This is a genomic window from Pseudobutyrivibrio sp. MD2005, assembly GCF_000621865.1.
Classification (GTDB): Bacteria; Bacillota; Clostridia; order Lachnospirales; family Lachnospiraceae; genus Pseudobutyrivibrio.
Map to the genome: position 1 here is coordinate 146,208 of NZ_JHXE01000008.1, position 21,169 is coordinate 167,376.

The window sequence follows — 21,169 nt, forward strand, 5'->3', positions numbered from 1 at the left end:
ATATTTTGTTTAAGGAATACATGCTGCCTGTCCCACAATATCTGTCAAGTATCCATCTGTCTGATTTAATTTGTGATGGATGCTGTATATATAAAACTTATTTGTAACTGGAGCTCCCAAATCCTCTAGATTTATAAATGCACCAGGGATTAGATTAGGAATCCCTATAGTTGTTCCTCTAAAGGTTCCAAATCTAAAGGATATTGATTCCTTCAAAGACTTCACTCTATTTGTAGCATCGCTATCTGACTTTATGGTTGGATCAATATAAATCTTTTCACTTCCCTTAATCAGTCCGGCAGCTTTGCTACCTAATGAGATTTTATTTTTAATTTTATCTTTTGCTGAAATCACCTTACCTTTACCATCATCCATTCCTCTGGCTTCGATGGTTTCTGCAAGGCCGGTGATATCGTATTCTACTTCACAATTGAATAATCCTTTTGTTGCTGAAATGTTAATCTCTTCCGAAGGATCACATTTTGCTGGTCTGAAATAAACATTTCCACCTACTGTAAAGAATTCATAATTAAACTTTTTTGCCGCCTTTACAACAAATTCATAATCAGACTCAGCCACCATTTCTATATTGGGATTATTGTTTGGTGTACCTGGCGGTGGAGTGTCCGGCGTATTTGTTATATAAAGCTTTTCAATGATTCCCGAAGATTTCATTTTGCTATAGGCTGTTTTTTCAAGTATTTCTTTTACTGCTGCAGAATATGTCTTAGCCTTCAACTGCTTGGAATAAGAGCCTGCCATCATGACTCCCTTTATGTCCATACCTGTAACTGTAATATGTGGAGCTTCTCCTGCTTCATAGGCAAAGGTTACCTTGGTGATAACTCCTGTAAATACTTCCTTTACCAGACTGGCATATCCTAGATATATTTTTAGTGAAGCACCAATAACTACTGCTTTTGACAAGCTTTCATATTCGAACCTGGCCTGAACCCTATCGAATACGTTATATATTTCAAATGTAGCTATGGATGCCTCAAAGCCTGCGGAGATTTCCACATCAATATTATTAATAACAATAGGATTTTTTGATATATCCTTACCGTTAATCTCTATTATTGATCTGGGATCCGTAAACCCGCCATAATCCTTATATAGATCACCATATATCAGTTTATCCATTTACACTCCCCATTTACTTTAAGTTAAGCAAATTATTAAAATCCTTCATACTGCTGTATGTCAACGTACTTCCAAGCTGTATATTCTTGTCACCTTTTCCAAAAAACTTCTTATAAACATTATCCCAATATTTGTTTGACTCAGAAGCGGTTCCTTCATGAGTATCATCCTTATTGATTTTTGCGGATTGACGTATGCTCATTGAGATTTTTGCTCTGATTGGCTTTCCATCTGTATCAAACATCACATACTCGGCGTTTACTTCCTCAAGCACACCCCAAAATATCATTTTTCCCCAAGCAAATATTATGTATTGTGTTTCAACATCGTTACACAGCGAGCAAAAGCCATCAACTATTGGTGCAATATTATAATAATCCCTACCCTTATATAGATTAGCGGCTGCTGAAACAACAGTAGATGCAGAGAATCCTGTGGTTGAACTCAGACAAATTGATGAATCTATATATATTTCAAAGCTCATATTAGTTTGGGCATCAATGTTGTATTGGGCAATATGGGAACCAATATCTCCAGTTACAGATTGTTGCTGTTGGAAAGAACCATTCATGGCCGTATATCGCATTGTACTTGGATTAAATTCTACCTCTATCCAATAATATGTAAGTTGAGAATTCAAAATCTGTATATTTTGCGCATCTGAGAGGGTAACTCCTCTTTTTAAACCAATTAGCTTAGAGGCAACTAAATATTGCGCAGCGTCAGCCGCCTTTTTCATTTGCTCTGCAGCTTCTGTTGTCATAGTTGTAGCTTTCGCTCCGTCTACTCTAGTAATCTTTTTTCTCGGAAAACCAATTATTGCTCTATTAAACCCACCAAAAAAACCCATATATATACCTCTTAATTACATAACTAAAATGGCAAATTGAAAAAGTTTCCGGCATTTGCATTCTCTCCCCATTGAGAAAGAACAGTTCTATCCATGTCCCTAAATTTATTGTACTTGTTAATCCACTGATTTCTGAAGCCGGCAGAAATACTTCTTTCAACCGTAAGTATCTGTAAATTTATTCTAGCTCTACACGGATCTCCGTTGCGATGAAACATCGTATAAGTAGCCTGGGCCGAAATAAGAGAACCAACATAAGACATTTTTGAGCCCCAAAAGAACCCTACAGTTCTAGTAAAGCTATTTCTTAAAAGTGACAATATAGCCTCTGTTTCTTCCTTCACTTGGCACTTGCTTCCTGAGCCCCAGTTAAGTAGATTCTGAGCAACATTTGATGCATTCAGTATGTTTGCGGAATCAGATGCAAATGCACTGGTATTATCCTCTTCATCAATGATAATAGGTATACTTACACTGATACGAGGTGGCACCTGTTGATATCCAGCACTTTCAGTTTTTCCTTCTTTGTTCTTTTCAGCTGTAGTATCTTGAATATAAGCAAGCTTACTACCTATTGCATTTATCTGTACCTGCGATGGATTAAACTGAACCTTCAGCTTTTTTACTTGTACACCCTTAGCTTTATTTTTTACCTCATCAATTGTCAATCCCGGAAATAATGCACTCATCAATGCCGCCAATTCTTGCGCATATACGGTCACCGCTGCAAGCTGTTCAGCCAATTTAGTTAAGTCTACTAACCCCGCTAAATTTATAGGTACCATTGGCCTGTTTGCCTCCAGCCTTTCAGCTTCTTCCTTCTTGATGGGATTTACCATACCTGTATCAAAAACTACAAGATATCCATGTTCAATATTTCCCACAGCAGAGCCCAATGCATTACCTGCCAAATCCGTAAATGCGTTACCCATACTTAATAACCTCTACGCTTTCTTTCTGTGTCTAGCTTTTTTTCCAGTCTTCTAAACACCTGATTTGAGATGGAATCTACCTGTCCCTTTATGTTTTTATCAACCATTTCCATCACATTGTTTTGTATATTTCTTACCACTTCTTCATTGTCAATTTGATTTACCACTTCGGTATGATTGGTTTCTGTGGTATTTACATTTTGGGTCACTTCCACAAGCCTGTTATCTACATAATTTCTTTGCTGCCTGATTTCATCTAAAATATCTTCAGAAATCGTCTGCTCCTCTGTCTTATGCACTAAAGTAAGTGTGCGCTGCTCCACCTCAATATTTTTTGCAACCTGCTCAACCTGCTTTTTTTGCTCAGTAATATTTCTAACCACTTCCTGTTGGCGTGAAATATTTTCCAGTTCTGTTATGTCGCCAGGTCGTCCGTTTTCTGCCAAATGTACTAGAAGCTCTCTTGTAAAAGGATCTGCCACCTGATTGACAATAACTTCTTTGATTTGATCATAAACAGTGTTTTGAATAGTATTGTCAGGTATGCTTCCTATTATCTCTCCAGAAAGCTCTGGATGCTCCAGCAGAAGCTGGCTGGTATTATATATATTCTTTCTGTCTGGAACTGGATTTGTAATCTGATTATTAATTACAATCTGCTGTTCCAGCTGTCTTATTTCTTCCAGCTTTTGCTGATTTCTAATATTGATTTCGTTTAATGCTTCCTGCTGCAGATTCTCTACATAATCCGATTTATATACAAGCTCATCTGTCTCTTTTATTATGTTTTCTTCAATCTGTCTGCTGTAGTCATTTTCTTCTATTATGTGGAAAACGCTTAAAGTTCTATCTGTAAAAAATCTATTTAAGGTGTTTTCTGCTGATTGATTGTAAGCATTTTTAAGCTGATACCACTGCTCATCCCTAATGTATTTATCACCTGCTCTAAGGCTCATTACATTTTCAATCAAATTCATGATGATTGATGCATTTACTGAAGATAAAATATCTCCGTTTTCTGTTACCTCTACTACATCATCACCTTCATTAAGCTCCTCCCATCTATGAACCAGATAGTTTCTGGTATCACCTTCAAATGTATGAAAGATGGAATTAAGCGTTAATTCTCTTGATTCATTTTTCTGTTCTGCCAAATGAAACTCTGCCTGACGAATTATTGCAGGCATATCTGGGTTTGCCCTAAGCAGCTCAGTTACTTCTTTGTATATTTCTTTACTGTGCAGTCTGTCGAAAACTTTTTCATATAATTCTTTTTCTTTTCGACTTGCCAGTACCTCTTTGTCACCCTCGTTCTTCTTTTCTGGAATCCTGCCATTTTCCTGAATAATTCGCTCCATCATGCTTCTAAATGCAACAGGATTATTTTCATTTATTCTGATATAGTTGATGGTTTCATCCATCTGTTCTTTTATTTCTTTAACCTGCTTTATAAACTGGCTGGTGTTTTCAACTCCCAGCTTTCTTAATACATTCTCAACATAAACCTTATCCTGATATGTAAAATGATGATTGTCCGAATAATACAGACGATTAATCATTTCATTTAACATCTCGATTTTGACATTCTTAGTAGAATTCACATTAGTAGTGTTTGTAAGAGTTGTCATGCCAAAATCTTCAAGATACACCTCTGGTGGCTCGGAAACTAAATGTATTAATTCTTCCTTTTCCATTCGCACATTCATGCATCCATAATTTGTGCGAATCCTCTCTGAAAAACCGCTGTAGAAAGGTGTCAAAGGTTTCAATTTTCTCATTGAATCAGCAGATTTGATTTTAAGCATCTATTATTTACCCTTCTTTTGTGCCTCTCCTATTCCAAATGCGCTTTGGGTAGGTGGCCACTTTCTTCCGTTATCTTTTGCTGTGGTAGCATAAGCTTCTAATATTTCTTGTCCGTAATAGCTTTTATCATCTGGATACGTTCTTTTATTAGCGTCTTTCTTTGAGCCAATCTCACCATCTAAATATGTATTGATATCAGCGCTCTTATCACCATCAAACTTACCATAAGCAGTTTTGTATGCTCTGGCATTTTCCTCTTCTTTTTCTTTCTTTCCTACCTCGCCAGTCAAGTATGTAAAGGTCTTGTCCGCACTTTCATCTCCACCTAAATGTCCATCAGACTTAATGTATGATCTGGCATTTTCTTTTTCTTTACTTGCATCTATCTGCATGTTGTATTCAGCATCGTCGGCCTGGCGTCCATATACAGCCTTCTTCATTGCCTCCTCTGTAATTTTGCCTCCGCCAAATAGCTTTGAATATCCATCTTTCTCTTTTAGAATCGTTTCAGGTAAATCCAGAACTACAATCTGTCTATAAGCTATTTTTATTACTTCAGTTAAAAGGCCGCCTTTTTCAGCATCTAATGTGCCATACTCTTTACCCGTTACAGTACATCCAGTAAAGGCAAAGGTTCTTCTGGAATAGCCCATAAAATTGCCTTGATAAGGCGATACCATTAGAAGTAATGGCAGCATTAACTCGGTACCATTTTGAAGAGGATCATAATACAAATCTGTAGCGGCATATCTTTCTATTTCAAGTGTAAATGGTTGTGAAATAGGCTTACGTCTCATGTGTACATAGTCGTTCAATCCACCTTCTTGAATGTACTCATATTCAAAATTTTTGGTAAAGGCTCTAACACTTTTGACTGGAACATCAAACATCATTTCCACTCTAAGTAAAAAGTTAAAACCTGGAACCGGGCTAAACCCATTGTTATCTGTAAAAATACTCATAGGCACTACCTACTAAAAATTAACGTGACCTAGATGGTTTCATATCTAGGATGCTTTTTTCTTTTGGTTTATCTGAGGGTCTTAAAGACTGGTTGATAGATGAAATTTCCTTACACCAGCGACGTCTCTGATTATGTTCTAGCGAGAGCACGTCCTCACTACCCCAATGGAAGTAATATGAGATAAATGACATCTCCTCATACATTTCCTTCTCTGGATAGAGCTTTAGCCCTCTTCTGTAAAATTTATAGGTACCTGAAATACCTTTCCACAATCTGGACATACACACTGAACCTTTGGTGGCTCAATATCGTTTATACGTTGATACATATCCTGAAGAAATGCCAAATCTGCTGTAAATAATCTTTCGATAAGTGTTCCGTTTACCGCTGGCATTCCTTCTATCTCTGTAACAACCTCGGCTAGAAGTGCGATTGTCAGATATGATGGATTTGATAATACTCTAGGATCTCTAGTAGCACTAATCTCGTCTCTTGCAGTGGCAAGTCTCATTTTTCCCCTCTTATGAACTCCACCTTCGCCATCTACATAACCCCTAGGTAACTCAAAGTCAAAAATTGTTTCCATACACCTTCCTCCTTAGCTTTTATATATAAGTACCAAAACCATCACCCGAAATGAGCCCACTTCAGATGATGGCAATGGTATCTACATACTAGTTAGGAATAATTAATTCTTCGTATGCGATTTCAACTGTTTCAATTGCAACCTCAGACTGAGTAGCATTCAAATCTGGAGCCTGATATTTAGTAACCCATGCGTTTACTAAAACCCAAACCTTAGTGCCTTCAATCTCGTTTTTAACTGTTGTTGGTGCACCAGAGTTAATATCAATAAGCTCTATCTGTACACGTGTACGAGGAATAGCACCTCTTGTCTCAGATACGCACTCACGAACCCAGTTCTTAAATGCGTTATCTGCTGTGTATCCAAACTTGAGTGTTACATTTCCATGCTTTACAAGTCCTGGAATCTTCTGTGGTGCAAGTGAGTTTGAGTTGCCCTGTCTAAACTCAATTACATCAACTGTTCCTTCAATTCCTGTTACTTCGGAGAACGCGGCCTTTCCATTTACGCTATCCACAGTAACCAGGAAATTCATTTTGGTTAATGGATAAAAATTATCCCCATCAGCATATGCTGTTAAAGCTCCATTCGCATTATCTGCCATAATTACTTCTCCTTATCTACTGTGATTTACTCTTCTCCACCACCGGCTTCTGCTGTAAACTGAGAAATTCTGAAGATTACAAACTCTGCTGGCTTTGTAGGTGCAATACCAATGTTACAAATCAGACGACCATTCTCGATATCATCTCGAGTCATTGTGTTGGTTCCGATTTCTACGAAGAATGCTTCTGCTGCAGAATCACCTGCAAGCATTCCTGCTCTCCAGAGGTTATCAAGGAATGATGCAACTGTGATTGAAACTCTGCTCCAAAGCATTGAATCGTTTGGCTCAAATACAACCCAGTTAGTAGAAGCCTTGATACTTTCCTCAACGAAGATGAATAATCTTCTAACATTGATATATCTGAAGCTTGATGAAGAGCTGGCTGTACGAGCTCCCCAAATTCTGATTCCCTGTCCAGGAAGTGCTCTGATAAGATTGATGCCTTCTGGATTAAGGATATCCTGCTCAGCCTTTGTGTAGTTGATAGAAAGTCCTGTACATGCTACTGTCTCGTTTGCAGGAGCCTTGTGTACACCTCTGTTGATATCTGTTCTTGAATAAACACCAAGAACTGAACCTGATGGAGGAATGTAGCTAGACTTATTTGCACTTCTATCAAATACCTGTACCCATGGATGATACATAGCTGCATATGTGCTATCGATTAAGCTTCTAAACTCAATCAAATCCTTTGGCTTAGAAAGCTTCTCTGGCATATCAAGAACTGCAAATCTGCTTCCAAGGTTCTCGCAGTGAGCAACAAGTGCTACCTGAACTTCAGGAATAGTAACACCAGGAACAGCCATCATGCTTACTGTAGTATTTTCTACAAAGCTCTGGATACCAGTTCTCTGGCCAGGTCCCTTATCAAGACCGATAAATGTTCCTGCATTTACCTTTGAGATGTTTCCATCTGTACCACCCTCAAGAGTGAAGGAAATGCTCGTAGCATCCTTTTCAAATATCTCTGCAAGAGGATTTACACTCTTAGGTGCACCACTGATTGTAATAGTAGCGATTTCAGATCTCTCTGTTCTATCAACTATATAATCCTGTGAACCTTCGATGAAATTAATTCCAGGATAGCTTTCAATCTGATCCTGATATCTGATTGTTAAATCAGATTGAACAAGGAATGCTACCTTCTTTGGAATCAATTCTGTATCGACTACATCACCCTTAAATGGTGTTGCCACTGTAATCTCTCTGTCGAAGATTCCTGTTACTGTATTGAATTCTTTTTCAAATACAATAATGTCGCCTTCTCTAATTCCCTCAGCATTCTTTGCACGATATGTTGTATCTGAAATCTTCTCAATAAACTGAATCTTACGCTTTGTTGTCTGAGAAAGTGATACGACAATCTTGTTGCCCCATTTACCTGGGTTAACAGCCTTTGCTGTAATAAATCCCTGCTTCTTAGATGCTTCCTTAGCATCATCAGGTGCAACTCTTTGTACATAGCATCTTGTTCCACCATTGGTGAAGAACTGCTCTACTGCATGTGCAAGGAATCTGTACTCGCCATGAGTAAATTCACTTAAGAATCCACCATAAAGTCTAATAAAGGAATTAAAACTGGTAACTAATTCCGGAGCCCCCACAACTGGTCCCTTTTCTGCCATTCCTACGAAGCCGGCTGTACTTGTGCCAACTCCTTCTATCGCTCTAGGACCATTATCAATTTCTTCAACATATACTCCGGGTGATAGATATTCCGCCATATAATCACTCCTTCTCTAAATAATAATTAATTAACAATAACCTTTGTCTGTCCGCTATTCGCAATTGAAATATTTCCAGCATAAGCGCACATCAGGCAATCTCCTTGACAAACGAACGCTTTTCCACCCGACTTGGTTTTCTGACCACTTGCCATCCACGGCCCTGGCAACACTGGCATACAAGGCTGAGGAGTAAGTACTCCAAGAGCTGCCGCTGTTGCTGCTGCAACCGCTGGGTTAGCAAGACTTGTGCACATTCCAAAGGGCTTTATGCTTGTCAATGGTGTATTGTCCATCATTGTCGCAGCAGGTTTGCCTTCTATCTGTACCGAAGGATTAGCCATTGCTGTAAAAACAGATGGTGCTGTTCCCATAGTGCATACCAGGCTTCCGCCACTTACCAATATTGGACCACTCATTCATCTCTCCTTTCCAATTGTAATTTGCGGGCATTTGTAAAATCCAATACTTGATACCGTCGTTTTCCATCCACGTGATAGCACAAGATTACGTTTTTGTTTTCTGTGCTTGTGGCTCTTACTCTCAAAAGGTATTTTCCGTTTTCATCCACATGACCAAAAACTATTCGGGCAATAGGATTTGTCACTTCAAATTCCTCCTCCAGTAAGTCAGCTAGCATCAGCTTGGTTTGAACCTTTAGCTCTATCGCCTCAACTGCTTCGAAGCTTGCTTCATCGGTATGAATCAGACCGTAGTCTTTTCCTATAAGCTCCAGGTTGTGAGGATTAAGAATCTTAACCATTTTCCTTGCCCTATCATATGATTGATAGGAAAATGAAGCTGATGACGGTACCACTGCCGAAATATCCTGTATTCCTGGCAGTTCCCCTTCTATACTCCACAAACTAGTAAAGGTGCTTTCTGTGACTTTTGGTATCAAAAGCACTTGTTTTATCGGTCGCATCTCATCAAGCTCTTCATAGTTCACATCTACTGTTATTGGCTCATATCCGTAGACATCCACCTGTATCTGGCGGTTTAGCCTTTGACTGTTGATGAGTATATAGTTGCCATTTTGTTTTCGCGTCATCGGAAAAAGTTTTCCATCTGAGTGAAAGGTAACTCTGGAATCGTTGATTCCTTGACCTGTTGTGGCATCTATCAGTTCCAAGCACAAATCCATGCGATGAACAATTGATAATAGCGCCATTTGAATACCTCCTTTCTTTACTAGTTTGATAAAGGGCTAATGCCTTTATTTCTTTTTCATATCTACATTGAATGCTGCCTCTACTACCTCCGGTGTAGTAATGACATCCTCAGATGACATGAATACTGGGCCAGCCTTAAAGAATAGGCTTAGGTTGTATGGTTTGTGCAACGCTTGCCATATTCTATGTTTTTCGTCTATGCTCATTTTTGCCTGAGAAAAGACAATTGGTGGTTCTGGATATTCCAGCCATGGCTGCAATTGAACCGGTAGCACTGAATCGTTATCGTTTATGATTTGTACAACCTTTCCAAGAATTTTTTGAACATCCAAATCCTTAAGTCCCATTTGGGAACCGCCATTTACAAAGATGCAATAATACAGCATGTATGGTCTTGGTGGTCTGGCAAGTCTTACACGGCCTTTTCTAATGTTTGGGCCAAGAGCTATGTCCTGCATTTCCACTATGTCATACAGGTAAACACCTACTAAGTAGTCAACGTCTTGAGACATTGGCGATGACACCTGTATGTTGTTTGATGATGGAATTGGCTCTGGACACATCTTCTCTCGAAGCAATGCCACCAAATGGTTACTACAATCTGAAATAATTGAATAGTCTGCCATAAATCTTCTCCTATAACCTGTTTACAGCAACGTCATTAACATTTCCATTATCTGATCTGCCCAATCTTCAACCTGATCTGTTACCACTATTCCATACTCTGTATCTGGTACATAGTAGGCAACGCAGTCGAAAAGCTCATCTGATGAATCCTCGTCGAGATAAACAGTTTTTCTAAAGGTAAGAGCTGTATTCAAATCATTGATAACACCTTCTGAATCCTCATAAGTATCTTCATAGGCTACAAATGAGTAATACTCTCCTCGATTTGATAATGTTGCTCTAGTCTCGCTGGCGTTAAATACGTATCTGTAATTTGTAACTGCAGCTATATGCTCCAAATCAAGATACTCAGGTGTTATTTCTGTCGGCTGCGTATAAACGTATGGATTCTGCTCTGTCGCTAACTGTGTGAGCTTTCCTAATCCGTAATTTGTAACATTTGAGTTGTTGTAGTTTTGTCCAAATTCAGTGGTTGCTTTTACAAGGGCCACCTTCTGTCCATCTGATAGGCTATCGAAGCCTCCGCCAAACAAACCGTTTAGAAGATTGTCTAAATCATCGGCTGAAATATCTCCACTGAATGCATCCTGCCCGTCTACTATTGCTTGGGCAACCTCATCCATAAGTTCATCTACATCTGCATCCGACAGGCCTGTGCTTGCTGCTATTTGCTTTTTCATATCATTTAGCGCATTTTTTACACCATTTGGATCTATGGCACTCATGGCAGCCAGGGCATTTAAATCATTCCTTATCTGACCTGCATTGCCTTCTCCTAATGCACTGCCAAAGTCATTCATTAGGTCTGAGACTGCCGAGCCAGCTAATCCCGAGCCAGCTGATCCTGAGCCATCGTCATCTCCCATTTGGCTTGCCACTGCATCTATAAGTGCTGCATATCTATCTGCTTCACCTAAATCGTTGTTATCTAATGCTGTCTGATATCCTTCCTGATATTCATCTAAAAGTGCCTGAAGCTCATCATCTCCGCCTGCCATGCCACTTTCAATGTCAGATTTTAATGCTTCCAAGAAATCGATATAGGCTTGAACTACCTCGTGAGCATAATCGCCATAAGGATCATCCTTTACTGCATCATACATTGCGTTTGCCTCATCAAGTCTTGCATCGATGTAGCTAATCATGTCTGTTTCGCCCATACGATTTCTAAGATTTGTGATGAAAAACTGTAGCTCTAATCTGGTGGATTCAGCCTCTGACTTTTGGTCATCTAAAGCTGCGTCTTTAGCTTCGTTTGTGGTTCCTTCATCTGCTGCAAGTCTTTGATATATGTCTCCGGCACCTGATGTTGTCTGTGTCTGAAGCTGCTGGGTGCCATATGGAACCAGCTCGTCTGTCAAAATTGATTTTTCTAGGTCTCTTCTGTAACCAACTACCGACTCTGAAATGTTTTCCATAGCCGCCAGTCTTTGAATATTCGCCTCTCCTGTTCCTCCATGTTTGAAAAATGGATTAACATCTCCTGTTCTATTAAATCCACCGCCACTTACGTTGTAATATAAATACTGTAAATCAGCGTATTGGCACTGAGCCAAGATTGACTGGCCTTGCACAAGCTGTTGAGACTCGTGTGTTGCACCACTGTCCTCTATTGTTCCCATGGTTTCCGATACTGCTTCGGTTGCCATAGTGCTTGTTGCCGCAGGTGGGTCTTCGAAATAATCTTCGTATGGGTCAGGATAATCTCCATCATCCTCTACTGGTGATGTCAATCTACCAGTCAAATCATTCAACCCATTTTCCTGCAGGTTTGCCATAACCTGTGCTCGTCTTTCATGATCGATGTATTCCTCGGCCACTAGTATTTGTACCAATTCCTGTAGCGGAATACTTTGGTAAGCTTCTGTTAGATAAAACTGGTGCAGCTGATCTAGTGTTGTATCAGAAAGATTCGTAACATCATCTCTGATTGGAGTATGCTCAAAGAAATATTTGATTGCGTGATACTCGTATTCTATGGCATCTGTTTCTGCATCGTTGTTTATCATTTCCTGGTCGTAATCATACACAGCTTTTAATGCCATTGTTTCAGTTAAATCAGAGATGTCATAAGGGTCTGTTGTGTTGTACGGACAAATTGGATTTCCTGTACGTAAATCATAAGTAATTGCATCAGACCTTGTTTCGTTTGTAAGCCCAAGTGCTAGGATTTCACTGTCATCAACTGGTGTTCCTTGATAGGAGATATCTGCTAAAGCACTTGCTGCAGATATTTCATACCACTGGCCATCTCCTAATTCTGATTTGTAATAGAGATTGTTCTGACCAGTATCACTCTGGCTTATCTGAGCCACTTCATAAATCTGATTGTTGATAACACTGATATGAATCAAATGAGTACCAACTATTAAAGTGGCATCGCTGACTGCATTCAGCTGGTCTTGAGTAAAATAAACTGCTCGGTCCAGATTAAATCTGGCAAGTGTATAGCTGGCGCCCTGCCAAATTCCTACTCCGCCAACAACGCAGGCTAAAGCAATTGCCAGAGGCTTTTTCTTTGCTTTGAAGAACTCAGCAAACTTACTTGTCCCCTTTGGCTGCTTGTCATTCAATATGTGATTATCATTTTCATGACTTCTTCTTACCATAATCACTCTTCCTCATTGCCTTCAGCGTCGCCCTCATCTTCCACCGGTCTTACTACTGTAAATTCCGCTGGATTAAAGTTTGCTTTGTAAAGCAATTCTTTGTTGACGTCATACAGTTCAATCTGAGCATGTTCAATATCTGTTAGTAACAAAGTCAGATATCTGAAATCGTTGTCTATCGAAATAAGTTCATCATCTACAAGTGGTGCATTTGTTGAATCAAGGAGCTTGAAATACTTAATCTTATCATCCTTGATATCCTTTAATCTAAAGCTTACCAGTCCGCTTTGTGATGATTTTATACTGTACTTTGCAACCACCTGGTAAATGGTCTTTGGAACTGTGTTATATCCATCTGTGATAGTAAGCTCTCCTTCGTAGGCCTTTGGATCAATCTCACAATCACTTACAAAGTTTTCTCCATCATAAAGTCTGATAAATACCTTATCTGTACTATTTATCTTTGCTATAGCAAGATGTCTGATTTCATAACCGACCTCTGTTCTCTCGCCTATCTGTTCATTTCCTACCCAAAGCTCGTAATCAGTGATGCTTCCTTTAAAGCTTTCCGGTATAGAAACACCAAGTCTGAATCCGTTTTTATCTATGAGGGTTCTTATATAATATTTAGGTCCGGTTAATGTGCTTGCCTCAAGGAAGCTATCTCCTCCTATGGAGTTATATAAAGCTGCATCTCCTGAAAGGAGATAGTAGGTGATTGCTCCGCAAGTTGTTCTGTCGTAAGAGAACAATGCTCGTGTATAATCATCTAGCGCCTTTAATGCATTCATTTGGGCTTCTTCATAGCTATTCTGAATATCTGTATATTCTGCATAGGTCATCTTGCCAGCCTTGTTTAGCATATATGCATTATCTAAATCTACCGAAAGATTGGTCTGGTCTTTTACGTAGGATTTATATGTATTCTTTAATGTTGTGATATTATCAAATCCGGCTGTTACGTTGTTTTCAAGCTCAGTTTCAATATTTATCCTTTCCTTGTGGGCTATCATATATTCGCAAAGGCTATCGTAGCAAACATATGGGTCATCAGATATGTATCTAAGTCCATCAAGAGTTTTTTTCCACCATTCCTTTGGAAAATATAATTTAATAAACCAAATCTTTATCTTTTTCTTACCTTCCCAATAAGAATCCAGCTGTTTTAGAAATGCAGCATATTGTTTCTTAAATTGGGTCTTATTAATTTCTCCTCCCGCCATGATAGTGTCGTAATATGGCTGAATCATGTATATATCTCGTGCAAAATGGTTTTTATAGAGAGAAAAGTTTGTCTCAGCAGCCATTTTGTCTGCCACTTCTACTACGTTTGCCTCATATAAAGCCTGGTCCCTATCCTTTGTGTACTGAATAATTTTTTCAAGTAATGCACGGTCAAGAGTGCTTTCTACGTAAGGTGAAGTATATGTGTATACCTCTGGAGGTAAGCTTAGATTTATCATCTTGCCAAGCTCTTTTTCGCTAGTGGCTTTTGTGTTCTTGTGAGTTGCAAGTGCTTCAGTCAGATTTGTTTTTTTGGTGTTCATCTTGTCCAAATCCGACTGTGTGGCTGTTCCAACCACCACCTGGAGTGTCGTCTTATCTATCTGTTCATCAAGAATTTCAAGCTGTGCTTCCTCATATTTTATCTGCTCTTGAAGAGTGTAAATCTTAGTATATAGATTTCCTGACTTTTCATATATTTCAAATACTTTATCCGTCAACTGGTGATCTAGCTTATCTATCTCGGCTTGCTTTTCTATAGCCGTATACTGGAAATCATATGATTCCTGTTCATTAGGCTGCTGTGGCAATTTAAAGCTTAATAGCGGTGACCAATTAAAGGTTGTAAGCTCTCTGTATTTTTCATAAGCTGATTTTACAGCTGATCTATACTTAATCTGAGCTTGATCATATTTAAGTAACAGTTCTTCCAATTCCTCCGAATTGGCTAGCGCTAAAGCTTTTGCTATATCAACAGTAAGTACAAAAGAATTTCTTGCCTCGGCCTTAGACGGGCAAATTGTGCCACTAATAATTGTTGCTACAAGTATGAAAGCAATTGCTTTTTTTATGTAATTCTTAATACGTAGCAACTCCATAGAATCCGAAATCCCCTCTCTTTTCCGGACAGAAAAACTGGTACTCTATTCCATCTTTTAAGAATGTATATAGATAAACTGTCGAATCTCTGGAATATCCAGTAACGCTGAACACGTCATTGGTGTTCCCCTTTGTTATTGTCATTGAAACTGGCTTAAAGGTTGCATCTCCACTTGCAGCCATTTCTTTGACTACAATTTGCTCTGCCAATTTCAACTTCGTATAACCTTGATAATTTGGTGTGCCAAAATATTCGATTAGCTCTGCAACCGATGACACTCTTTTTCCTCCAAGGGTAATGTAGTTATGAGTTACATAAATAATGTCTACCATTATTTCGTCTTCTATATTTGTATCTGTGCTGTCCCCTTGGTAAACAGCATCTATATCTTTCAAGCAAGCAACGAATTGATTGTTGTCCCCCATGTAAAAATCTGTACTGCCTGAATATACGCTTCCAATTTCTGCTGTAGACTTGCCAAGCAAATCGCTATATACTAGCTCGTCCTGACTAAATAGTCCCTGGTAAACTTGATTGGAACCGTTGTTATAGAGGATTCCCTGTCCATCCTTCTTGCCTTTTGAGAAAGCACCATTGTATTCCATGCTTCCATTTTCTCTGTACAGGGTGCCCTCTCCTTCGTAAAGGTTGTCCGAGAAGCTTCCCTCATACTTGAGTATATTAGCTGGATAATAGGCTTTGCCTTCTCCTTCATATTTGTTTGCTTGAAAATCTCCTATATAAACTGTGTCGCCAGCTTTGCTGTACAGGGTTCCTTTACCTGTGACAGCTCCTTTAGATACATTGCCTTCATAGGCTATATATCCTGATTTGGCTTTTATTTTTACAGGGCCACTTACAAATCTAAGAGGTATTGCATTGTAATAATATTCCCTTACTCCTGCAACATTGTTGAAGGATATGATTGGATTGATTACCAGCAGATAATATGCACAAAGCACGCCAATCGCCAGTACTATAAAATAGACTAGCCGCTTGGAGACTAACCACTTTGTTATGCCGTAGTAGTCTTTCTTATGCCGGGGTTTTACCGAAAGTGTTTCAGTAAAGAACTTTCTAATTACTGTAGTGACTTTGGTCTTTACATATGATGGGGTAGTCCACAGTTTAAACTGTGTATATATGCCCATTACCCTGGATTTAATGGCATTAATTAGAATCTGTAAAATATTTTCCATTTATTACCTTTCAACAAACAGGCTGTAATCGTATTCCTTTGTGCCTGCAAGTTTTAATAAATCTTCACATGCAAATACGTACCACTTAGCTATTTCATCATCGCTATCCTGTTTAAGGATTTCTGTAAACATATTTCGTGCCAGATAAAAATCATTATGATAATACATTGATAATGCCTTTTTAAACTGATCCCTATTAGCAAGTCTCTTTTTGCTAATAGCAGCAGGAAGAACATCCAGTACCTCATAAAGATTCATATTTCTTCCATCATCTGAAAGATTTACGTAGCCGATGCATCTAGACTTTATACTGTCATCCACATAAGCTACCATCTGCTCAGTCATTACCATACCCACTTTGTATTCCTTGATTTTTTTTGTGATTGCTTCAAGCAATTCCATATCTCCGGAATCAATGTAGGTAAAGGCCTGTTCACTTGTACCAGCTACACCAAATGTAAGCTTGGTTTCATGCATCAATACAACTATTTTTCTGTTGCTTAATGATTTAATTATGTTTGAGGCGAAATTAATTGCCTTTTTAGGATTGTCTTCAAAAAGGAAATGCATAGTGCCAAGTGTTGGTTCTCCAAATAGGAGTACGCCATCATTTTCCACCTGATTCTTTGTTAAGAAGGCAAAATCCTTATTCATCTGCTCAAGCAGTTGAATCTCACTTAAATCTCTGTTCCAGTCCAGGCCGATATTAACTATTATGCCTCGCATCTTTTGATACTCACCTGGTGTAACATCTAGCATGCTATCCTTATGTAGCATTGTGGTGATGTTTCGTGGGGCAAATCTTGAATATGCCATAAACATCTTGTCTCGTGAGTAGTTTGCCCTTTTCTTTTCTTCTAAAACATCTCTGGCTGCTAGCCAAATTCTTTCATAATCTCGATTTGGCTTTTTAGGAACTTTAACGCTAGTATCTCTTCCATTGGAAGCACTTTCTACCGCCATTGCCAGTCTCTGCAAATCATCATGTTCACGATTAGCAAAATTCAATAAAACTATTGCTCCTGCCACCCAGGCAATCACAATTCCTAAAAAATAAATCTTTTCAGTTACGAAATATGTAATGCCAACCACCACATACATAACCATTTGCTGTATGGCAAATCGCTGCCAAACGAAGGAATTTGTCTCTCGATATAGATATACAAAAACCATCATCAAAGCTACTGCTGCACCTACAAATAATAGTGCAATGAATAGAGCAACTAGATTGATTATTATTGCTGTTAGCAATCCATCTGGGAATGGCTCTGGAAGGAACTCAAATACCGTAGTATCGATTAAATTGTAATCTTCCTCGACCACCTCAATTGACTTGTCATATATTGCTGTACAAGCATATTCGTTTATCTGAAGAAAATATCTAACCCCTATTCCAGGTTCGACTGACCTCATGACCAGATATAACTGATCATTCAAAACATATAGGCCGTAAGCATCTTTTTCTGAAACGCCTGCGATTTTATAGGAATTTGTCTCTTCATATTTCTCATCAGAAACAATCAGTGTCATGCTGTCCCCGATATATAGAAGATAGTGACTATCCATTATTGCCAGGCCAGCAAGCTTACCATCAACAAACTTTGTAATGTCCACCGGCTTTGCGGCCAGACTTTTGTCTTGTTTAAGTTCATAGAGATAGGTACGACTGGTTTCCTGCTGCACAAACATACCGTTCTCCTCTGCTGTGCTTACACAACCAAGGATTTTGTCGCTAGTAGGTACAGAAGGTAACGCTATAACTGCTACTACTATTATCCATATTAAAATTGTTGTAATAATTCCATAGATAAAGTATTTTCTCTTTCTCATATCGTTACATCCTACTGAAGCATCGTCTCGGTACCAATCTCCTTAAATGGATTGAAAAAAATTCTTAAAAAAGGAACACCTCCAGTAAAAATCTGGCTAATCACCATTATGATTACTAGTACTAATAGAATTAAACAGAACACAAGTAGTATTCTAAATAATAGTTCCTGGTGTCGTTTGAACCATCGTTTTAGTCTGACACGCAGCTTGTACTTTTTAGCTGGTGCCTCGGCCATATGCACATCCTTGTATAATTCTATGAATGTGTTATAACCATTTCTCCATCGCTTTGCTGAAAGAATCAACTGAGAATTAGCTTTCTGATCAGCAAATGGTTCTAACATGTCTAACAAAAGTCCTACACACTCATTAGCGCAATCCCTTTCTTTTATCTTCTCTGAATACTCCGTCATATCTACGCAGTAATCAAAATAAATACTGTTGTCTTTTGAAAGGTTAATTCTATTCTGGGAGAGTATTAAATACAAAATGGAAAATGGAAGATTAATTGTCATACACTCCATAACCAATCGTATACAAATTCCCTCTCCTTCATTCAATGTAGGGCTGCTACCTCGGTAAAACTCATTTAGCGGTCGAAACTCTCTATAAGGGAAAATGAAAAACCATCTACTTCCCATAGAAAACATCTCGCATGCTTTGTTTCCTTCCAGTTCACTTACCAGCTGTTTTGCCAGTGTGTGATCTTTGATTTCCCAAAGCGTGCATTTAATGCCTCCGGCTTTATATTTGTCTTCGCAAATATGCACTGCATTTACCGAATTATTAACAGCGGTATATATGGAATTTAAGTGATATTGGTTTGTTACAAACTCCATATAGCTTTACTCCTGATTTTCATTTACGTCCTTTTTTACAATCGCATATGCGTATGTGCAAACAACTGGAATATCTGTAAGTGAAATACGAATTTCGTATACGCCCTCTTTATTAGGAGCAGTGTAAACACCTTCGGCTGAAATCTCTCCACTGTTAGGCTCTGTAAGTTCATATGTTACACCGCTCTTTTCAATTCCAGTGAATTCAACGTCAAAGAAATAATTATCCTTGTATCCAAGAACAACAGTAGGTGTTGTAGCTGCAATTGAAATATTGTCAACCTCATGCTCAAGTCCAAAGTCATCTTCTGAAGGGAATTTGATTGCTGTCCATCTAAATGAAAGAATCAGCTGATCAACATTATCTAAAAGATTTACACCTACAATGAAGCTTCCCTTATCATTAAGCACCTTTACTGCAACATCTACATTTGGAAGTGCATTGTCCTTGTCTCTAAATATATTTGCTGCTCCGTAGATAGTGCTTCGATTATCACCTGGTAGGACAGACTGGCTATCAAATACCTCAAAGCCAACATCTACATACACGTTTCCTTTACCAAGGCCATGTAATATTTCTCCTGAGAAATGGGTTGTGCCTTTTCCATTATCATCTCCAAGTGGTATCTCAACTATTCCACTTGCAATCTGAGGTGCCTTGGAATCGCCCATGTGCTCATACTTAATTACCTTACCTGCATCAGACTTGTAGTTTTCAATTACGGTAGGCTCGTCTTTTGAGAAATTGCTTATATAGTCTCGGGTTACCACTTCATTCTGTGGTATAGTAATGTATTTTTTTACCTCGGCTTCTGTAATCTGATCGATGATGTATGCCATATCGGTCTTAACCAGCTTAATCTTTGCTATGATTACATCATTGCCCTGAGCCTGAACATTTCTCATTTCAAGGCTAAGCTTTCCGGCATTTCTAGCAGCCAGGCTTTCAGGATCTTCCTTTAAGATAGCAACGTCGATTGTGCCCTTAACATTAACCTTCTTGCGCTCTCCAAATATTGAGATTGAACCTTCTTTTAAGATAAGCTCAGTGCTATCTACTGTGTTATTCTCGGCCTTAATCCAAAAGTCCTTATTGATAACCTGCTCATTAGCCACCTTCATCTCTGGAATATTAATTTCCATTTCATGGCTTCCTTCACTTGTTGTGAAAACAGGCATCTGTAGAATTCCCTGGAATGCTACAGGAACAGGCTTTTCTGCCTTTCCTGTAAACTGTAGGCGAACTCTTGATGAAATGCCGGCACAGTTTTCTGCTGGAAGAATCAATTTAACTTCAACATCTTCGCTATCGAAAACTTTAACTTCGCGATAGAATTCATCCTCCATCTCTAATAAATGAAATTCTTCTGAAGTATCCTTCAAGAACAATTCATAGCTTTCATGCATTCGATTGTATTCATAAGCCTGCTCTCCAGCTGACTGATTTAATGAATACACTGCGTGTACAGGATCTTCCCTGTATCGTATGCAAAGAAAAGCTTCATCTGATGTAAGCTTGTCAAAACCCTCTATTGCTGAAAGCTTTTTTACTACAGATGCTTCAACTACAATTTCACGACCACTTCCATCTATAGCCACACCACTTTCAACTAATAGTGATAAATCGTCCAAACTTACCACGTTTAGTCCGCAGACTACACCAGAGCCATACATCATGCTATTAAGGAAACGCCTTTTGTTATTCATGTATGTCTGCTCTGCCTCAAAGTCCACGCTCGTCAACATCTTTCCCGTATAATAACGGTTTCTTTCAAAAGGTAACAACTGATTATTTCTCATATATAGCCCCTCTTATCCGATAGTTTACTGATATTAATATAATACCATTTAAGCTGTCTAAATATTTTAAAGGTTTCTTAAAGATTTCTGTTAACAATTTGTTCACAATTTGGCTGACTTGGGTGCCTGATTTGGCAACTACATACATTGGTAATTGTAATTAAAATAATATGTAGTTTTTTCAAGCTTTTAGGTTGTGCGCAATCCAATTCTACATACTACTTGGGCTTAGCCTCAATTAATATGTAGTTTCCAGATTAATTACAAGTATCTTGCATAGTTTTTTCTTGTCATTCTACATATTTTTTCACTTCATACAGATATAATATGTAGTTCATTGGATTTCATTGCTGAAAACAACAAAAAAACTACATACT

Annotated in this window: 18 protein-coding genes; all 18 read right to left on the minus strand. The window is 38.6% G+C overall.

What is annotated here, in order from left to right; translation table 11 throughout:
• Positions 1-9: 9 nt before the first annotated feature.
• The gene (locus T498_RS0102235; RefSeq protein ID WP_028234520.1) at positions 10-1,143 is read right to left on the minus strand and encodes a phage late control D family protein; all 1,134 of its coding nucleotides are present in this window, start codon (positions 1,141-1,143) and stop codon (positions 10-12) included.
• Between the two features lie 13 nt (positions 1,144-1,156).
• Complete coding sequence (locus T498_RS0102240) at positions 1,157-1,993, minus strand: CIS tube protein (RefSeq protein ID WP_028234521.1); 837 nt, start codon at positions 1,991-1,993, stop codon at positions 1,157-1,159.
• 23 nt (positions 1,994-2,016) lie between these two features.
• On the minus strand, positions 2,017-2,925 hold the full coding sequence (locus T498_RS0102245; protein ID WP_028234522.1) for a CIS tube protein: 909 nt from the start codon (positions 2,923-2,925) through the stop codon (positions 2,017-2,019).
• A 2-nt stretch (positions 2,926-2,927) separates the two neighbouring features.
• The gene (locus T498_RS0102250; protein WP_028234523.1) at positions 2,928-4,730 is read right to left on the minus strand and encodes a hypothetical protein; all 1,803 of its coding nucleotides are present in this window, start codon (positions 4,728-4,730) and stop codon (positions 2,928-2,930) included.
• A 3-nt stretch (positions 4,731-4,733) separates the two neighbouring features.
• A complete protein-coding gene (locus tag T498_RS0102255) occupies positions 4,734-5,693 on the minus strand; it encodes a hypothetical protein (protein ID WP_028234524.1) in 960 nt (319 codons plus the stop codon).
• Between the two features lie 19 nt (positions 5,694-5,712).
• Positions 5,713-5,976, minus strand: coding sequence for a DUF6760 family protein (locus T498_RS17265; RefSeq protein ID WP_442960122.1), 264 nt, complete (start codon positions 5,974-5,976; stop codon positions 5,713-5,715).
• Positions 5,919-6,281, minus strand: coding sequence for a hypothetical protein (locus tag T498_RS0102260; RefSeq protein WP_028234525.1), 363 nt, complete (start codon positions 6,279-6,281; stop codon positions 5,919-5,921). The genes T498_RS17265 and T498_RS0102260 overlap by 58 nt, the downstream gene beginning before the upstream one ends.
• 88 nt (positions 6,282-6,369) lie before the next feature.
• Positions 6,370-6,885, minus strand: coding sequence for a phage tail protein (locus tag T498_RS0102265; RefSeq protein WP_051524540.1), 516 nt, complete (start codon positions 6,883-6,885; stop codon positions 6,370-6,372).
• A 26-nt stretch (positions 6,886-6,911) separates the two neighbouring features.
• On the minus strand, positions 6,912-8,612 hold the full coding sequence (locus tag T498_RS0102270; RefSeq protein ID WP_028234527.1) for a phage tail sheath subtilisin-like domain-containing protein: 1,701 nt from the start codon (positions 8,610-8,612) through the stop codon (positions 6,912-6,914).
• Positions 8,613-8,638: 26 nt separating this feature from the next.
• Entirely contained in the window at positions 8,639-9,031 is a 393-nt protein-coding gene (locus T498_RS0102275) for a DUF4280 domain-containing protein (RefSeq protein WP_028234528.1), read from the minus strand.
• Positions 9,028-9,783, minus strand: coding sequence for a hypothetical protein (locus T498_RS0102280; protein ID WP_028234529.1), 756 nt, complete (start codon positions 9,781-9,783; stop codon positions 9,028-9,030). Before T498_RS0102280 ends, T498_RS0102275 begins: the two co-directional genes overlap by 4 nt.
• 45 nt (positions 9,784-9,828) lie before the next feature.
• Positions 9,829-10,410, minus strand: coding sequence for a DUF4255 domain-containing protein (locus tag T498_RS0102285; protein WP_028234530.1), 582 nt, complete (start codon positions 10,408-10,410; stop codon positions 9,829-9,831).
• A gap of 21 nt (positions 10,411-10,431) precedes the next feature.
• Positions 10,432-13,020, minus strand: coding sequence for a hypothetical protein (locus T498_RS0102290; RefSeq protein WP_028234531.1), 2,589 nt, complete (start codon positions 13,018-13,020; stop codon positions 10,432-10,434).
• A gap of 2 nt (positions 13,021-13,022) precedes the next feature.
• Positions 13,023-15,122, minus strand: coding sequence for a hypothetical protein (locus tag T498_RS0102295; RefSeq protein ID WP_028234532.1), 2,100 nt, complete (start codon positions 15,120-15,122; stop codon positions 13,023-13,025).
• Positions 15,103-16,323: a hypothetical protein gene (locus T498_RS0102300; RefSeq protein ID WP_081779658.1), complete on the minus strand. Its 1,221-nt coding sequence runs from the start codon at positions 16,321-16,323 to the stop codon at positions 15,103-15,105. The genes T498_RS0102295 and T498_RS0102300 overlap by 20 nt, the downstream gene beginning before the upstream one ends.
• A 3-nt stretch (positions 16,324-16,326) precedes the next feature.
• The gene (locus tag T498_RS0102305; protein WP_028234534.1) at positions 16,327-18,153 is read right to left on the minus strand and encodes a hypothetical protein; all 1,827 of its coding nucleotides are present in this window, start codon (positions 18,151-18,153) and stop codon (positions 16,327-16,329) included.
• A gap of 11 nt (positions 18,154-18,164) precedes the next feature.
• Positions 18,165-18,992, minus strand: a complete 828-nt coding sequence (locus T498_RS0102310; protein ID WP_028234535.1) for a hypothetical protein — start codon at positions 18,990-18,992, stop codon at positions 18,165-18,167.
• A 6-nt stretch (positions 18,993-18,998) separates the two neighbouring features.
• On the minus strand, positions 18,999-20,792 hold the full coding sequence (locus T498_RS0102315; RefSeq protein WP_028234536.1) for a hypothetical protein: 1,794 nt from the start codon (positions 20,790-20,792) through the stop codon (positions 18,999-19,001).
• Between the last annotated feature and the right edge of the window lie 377 nt (positions 20,793-21,169).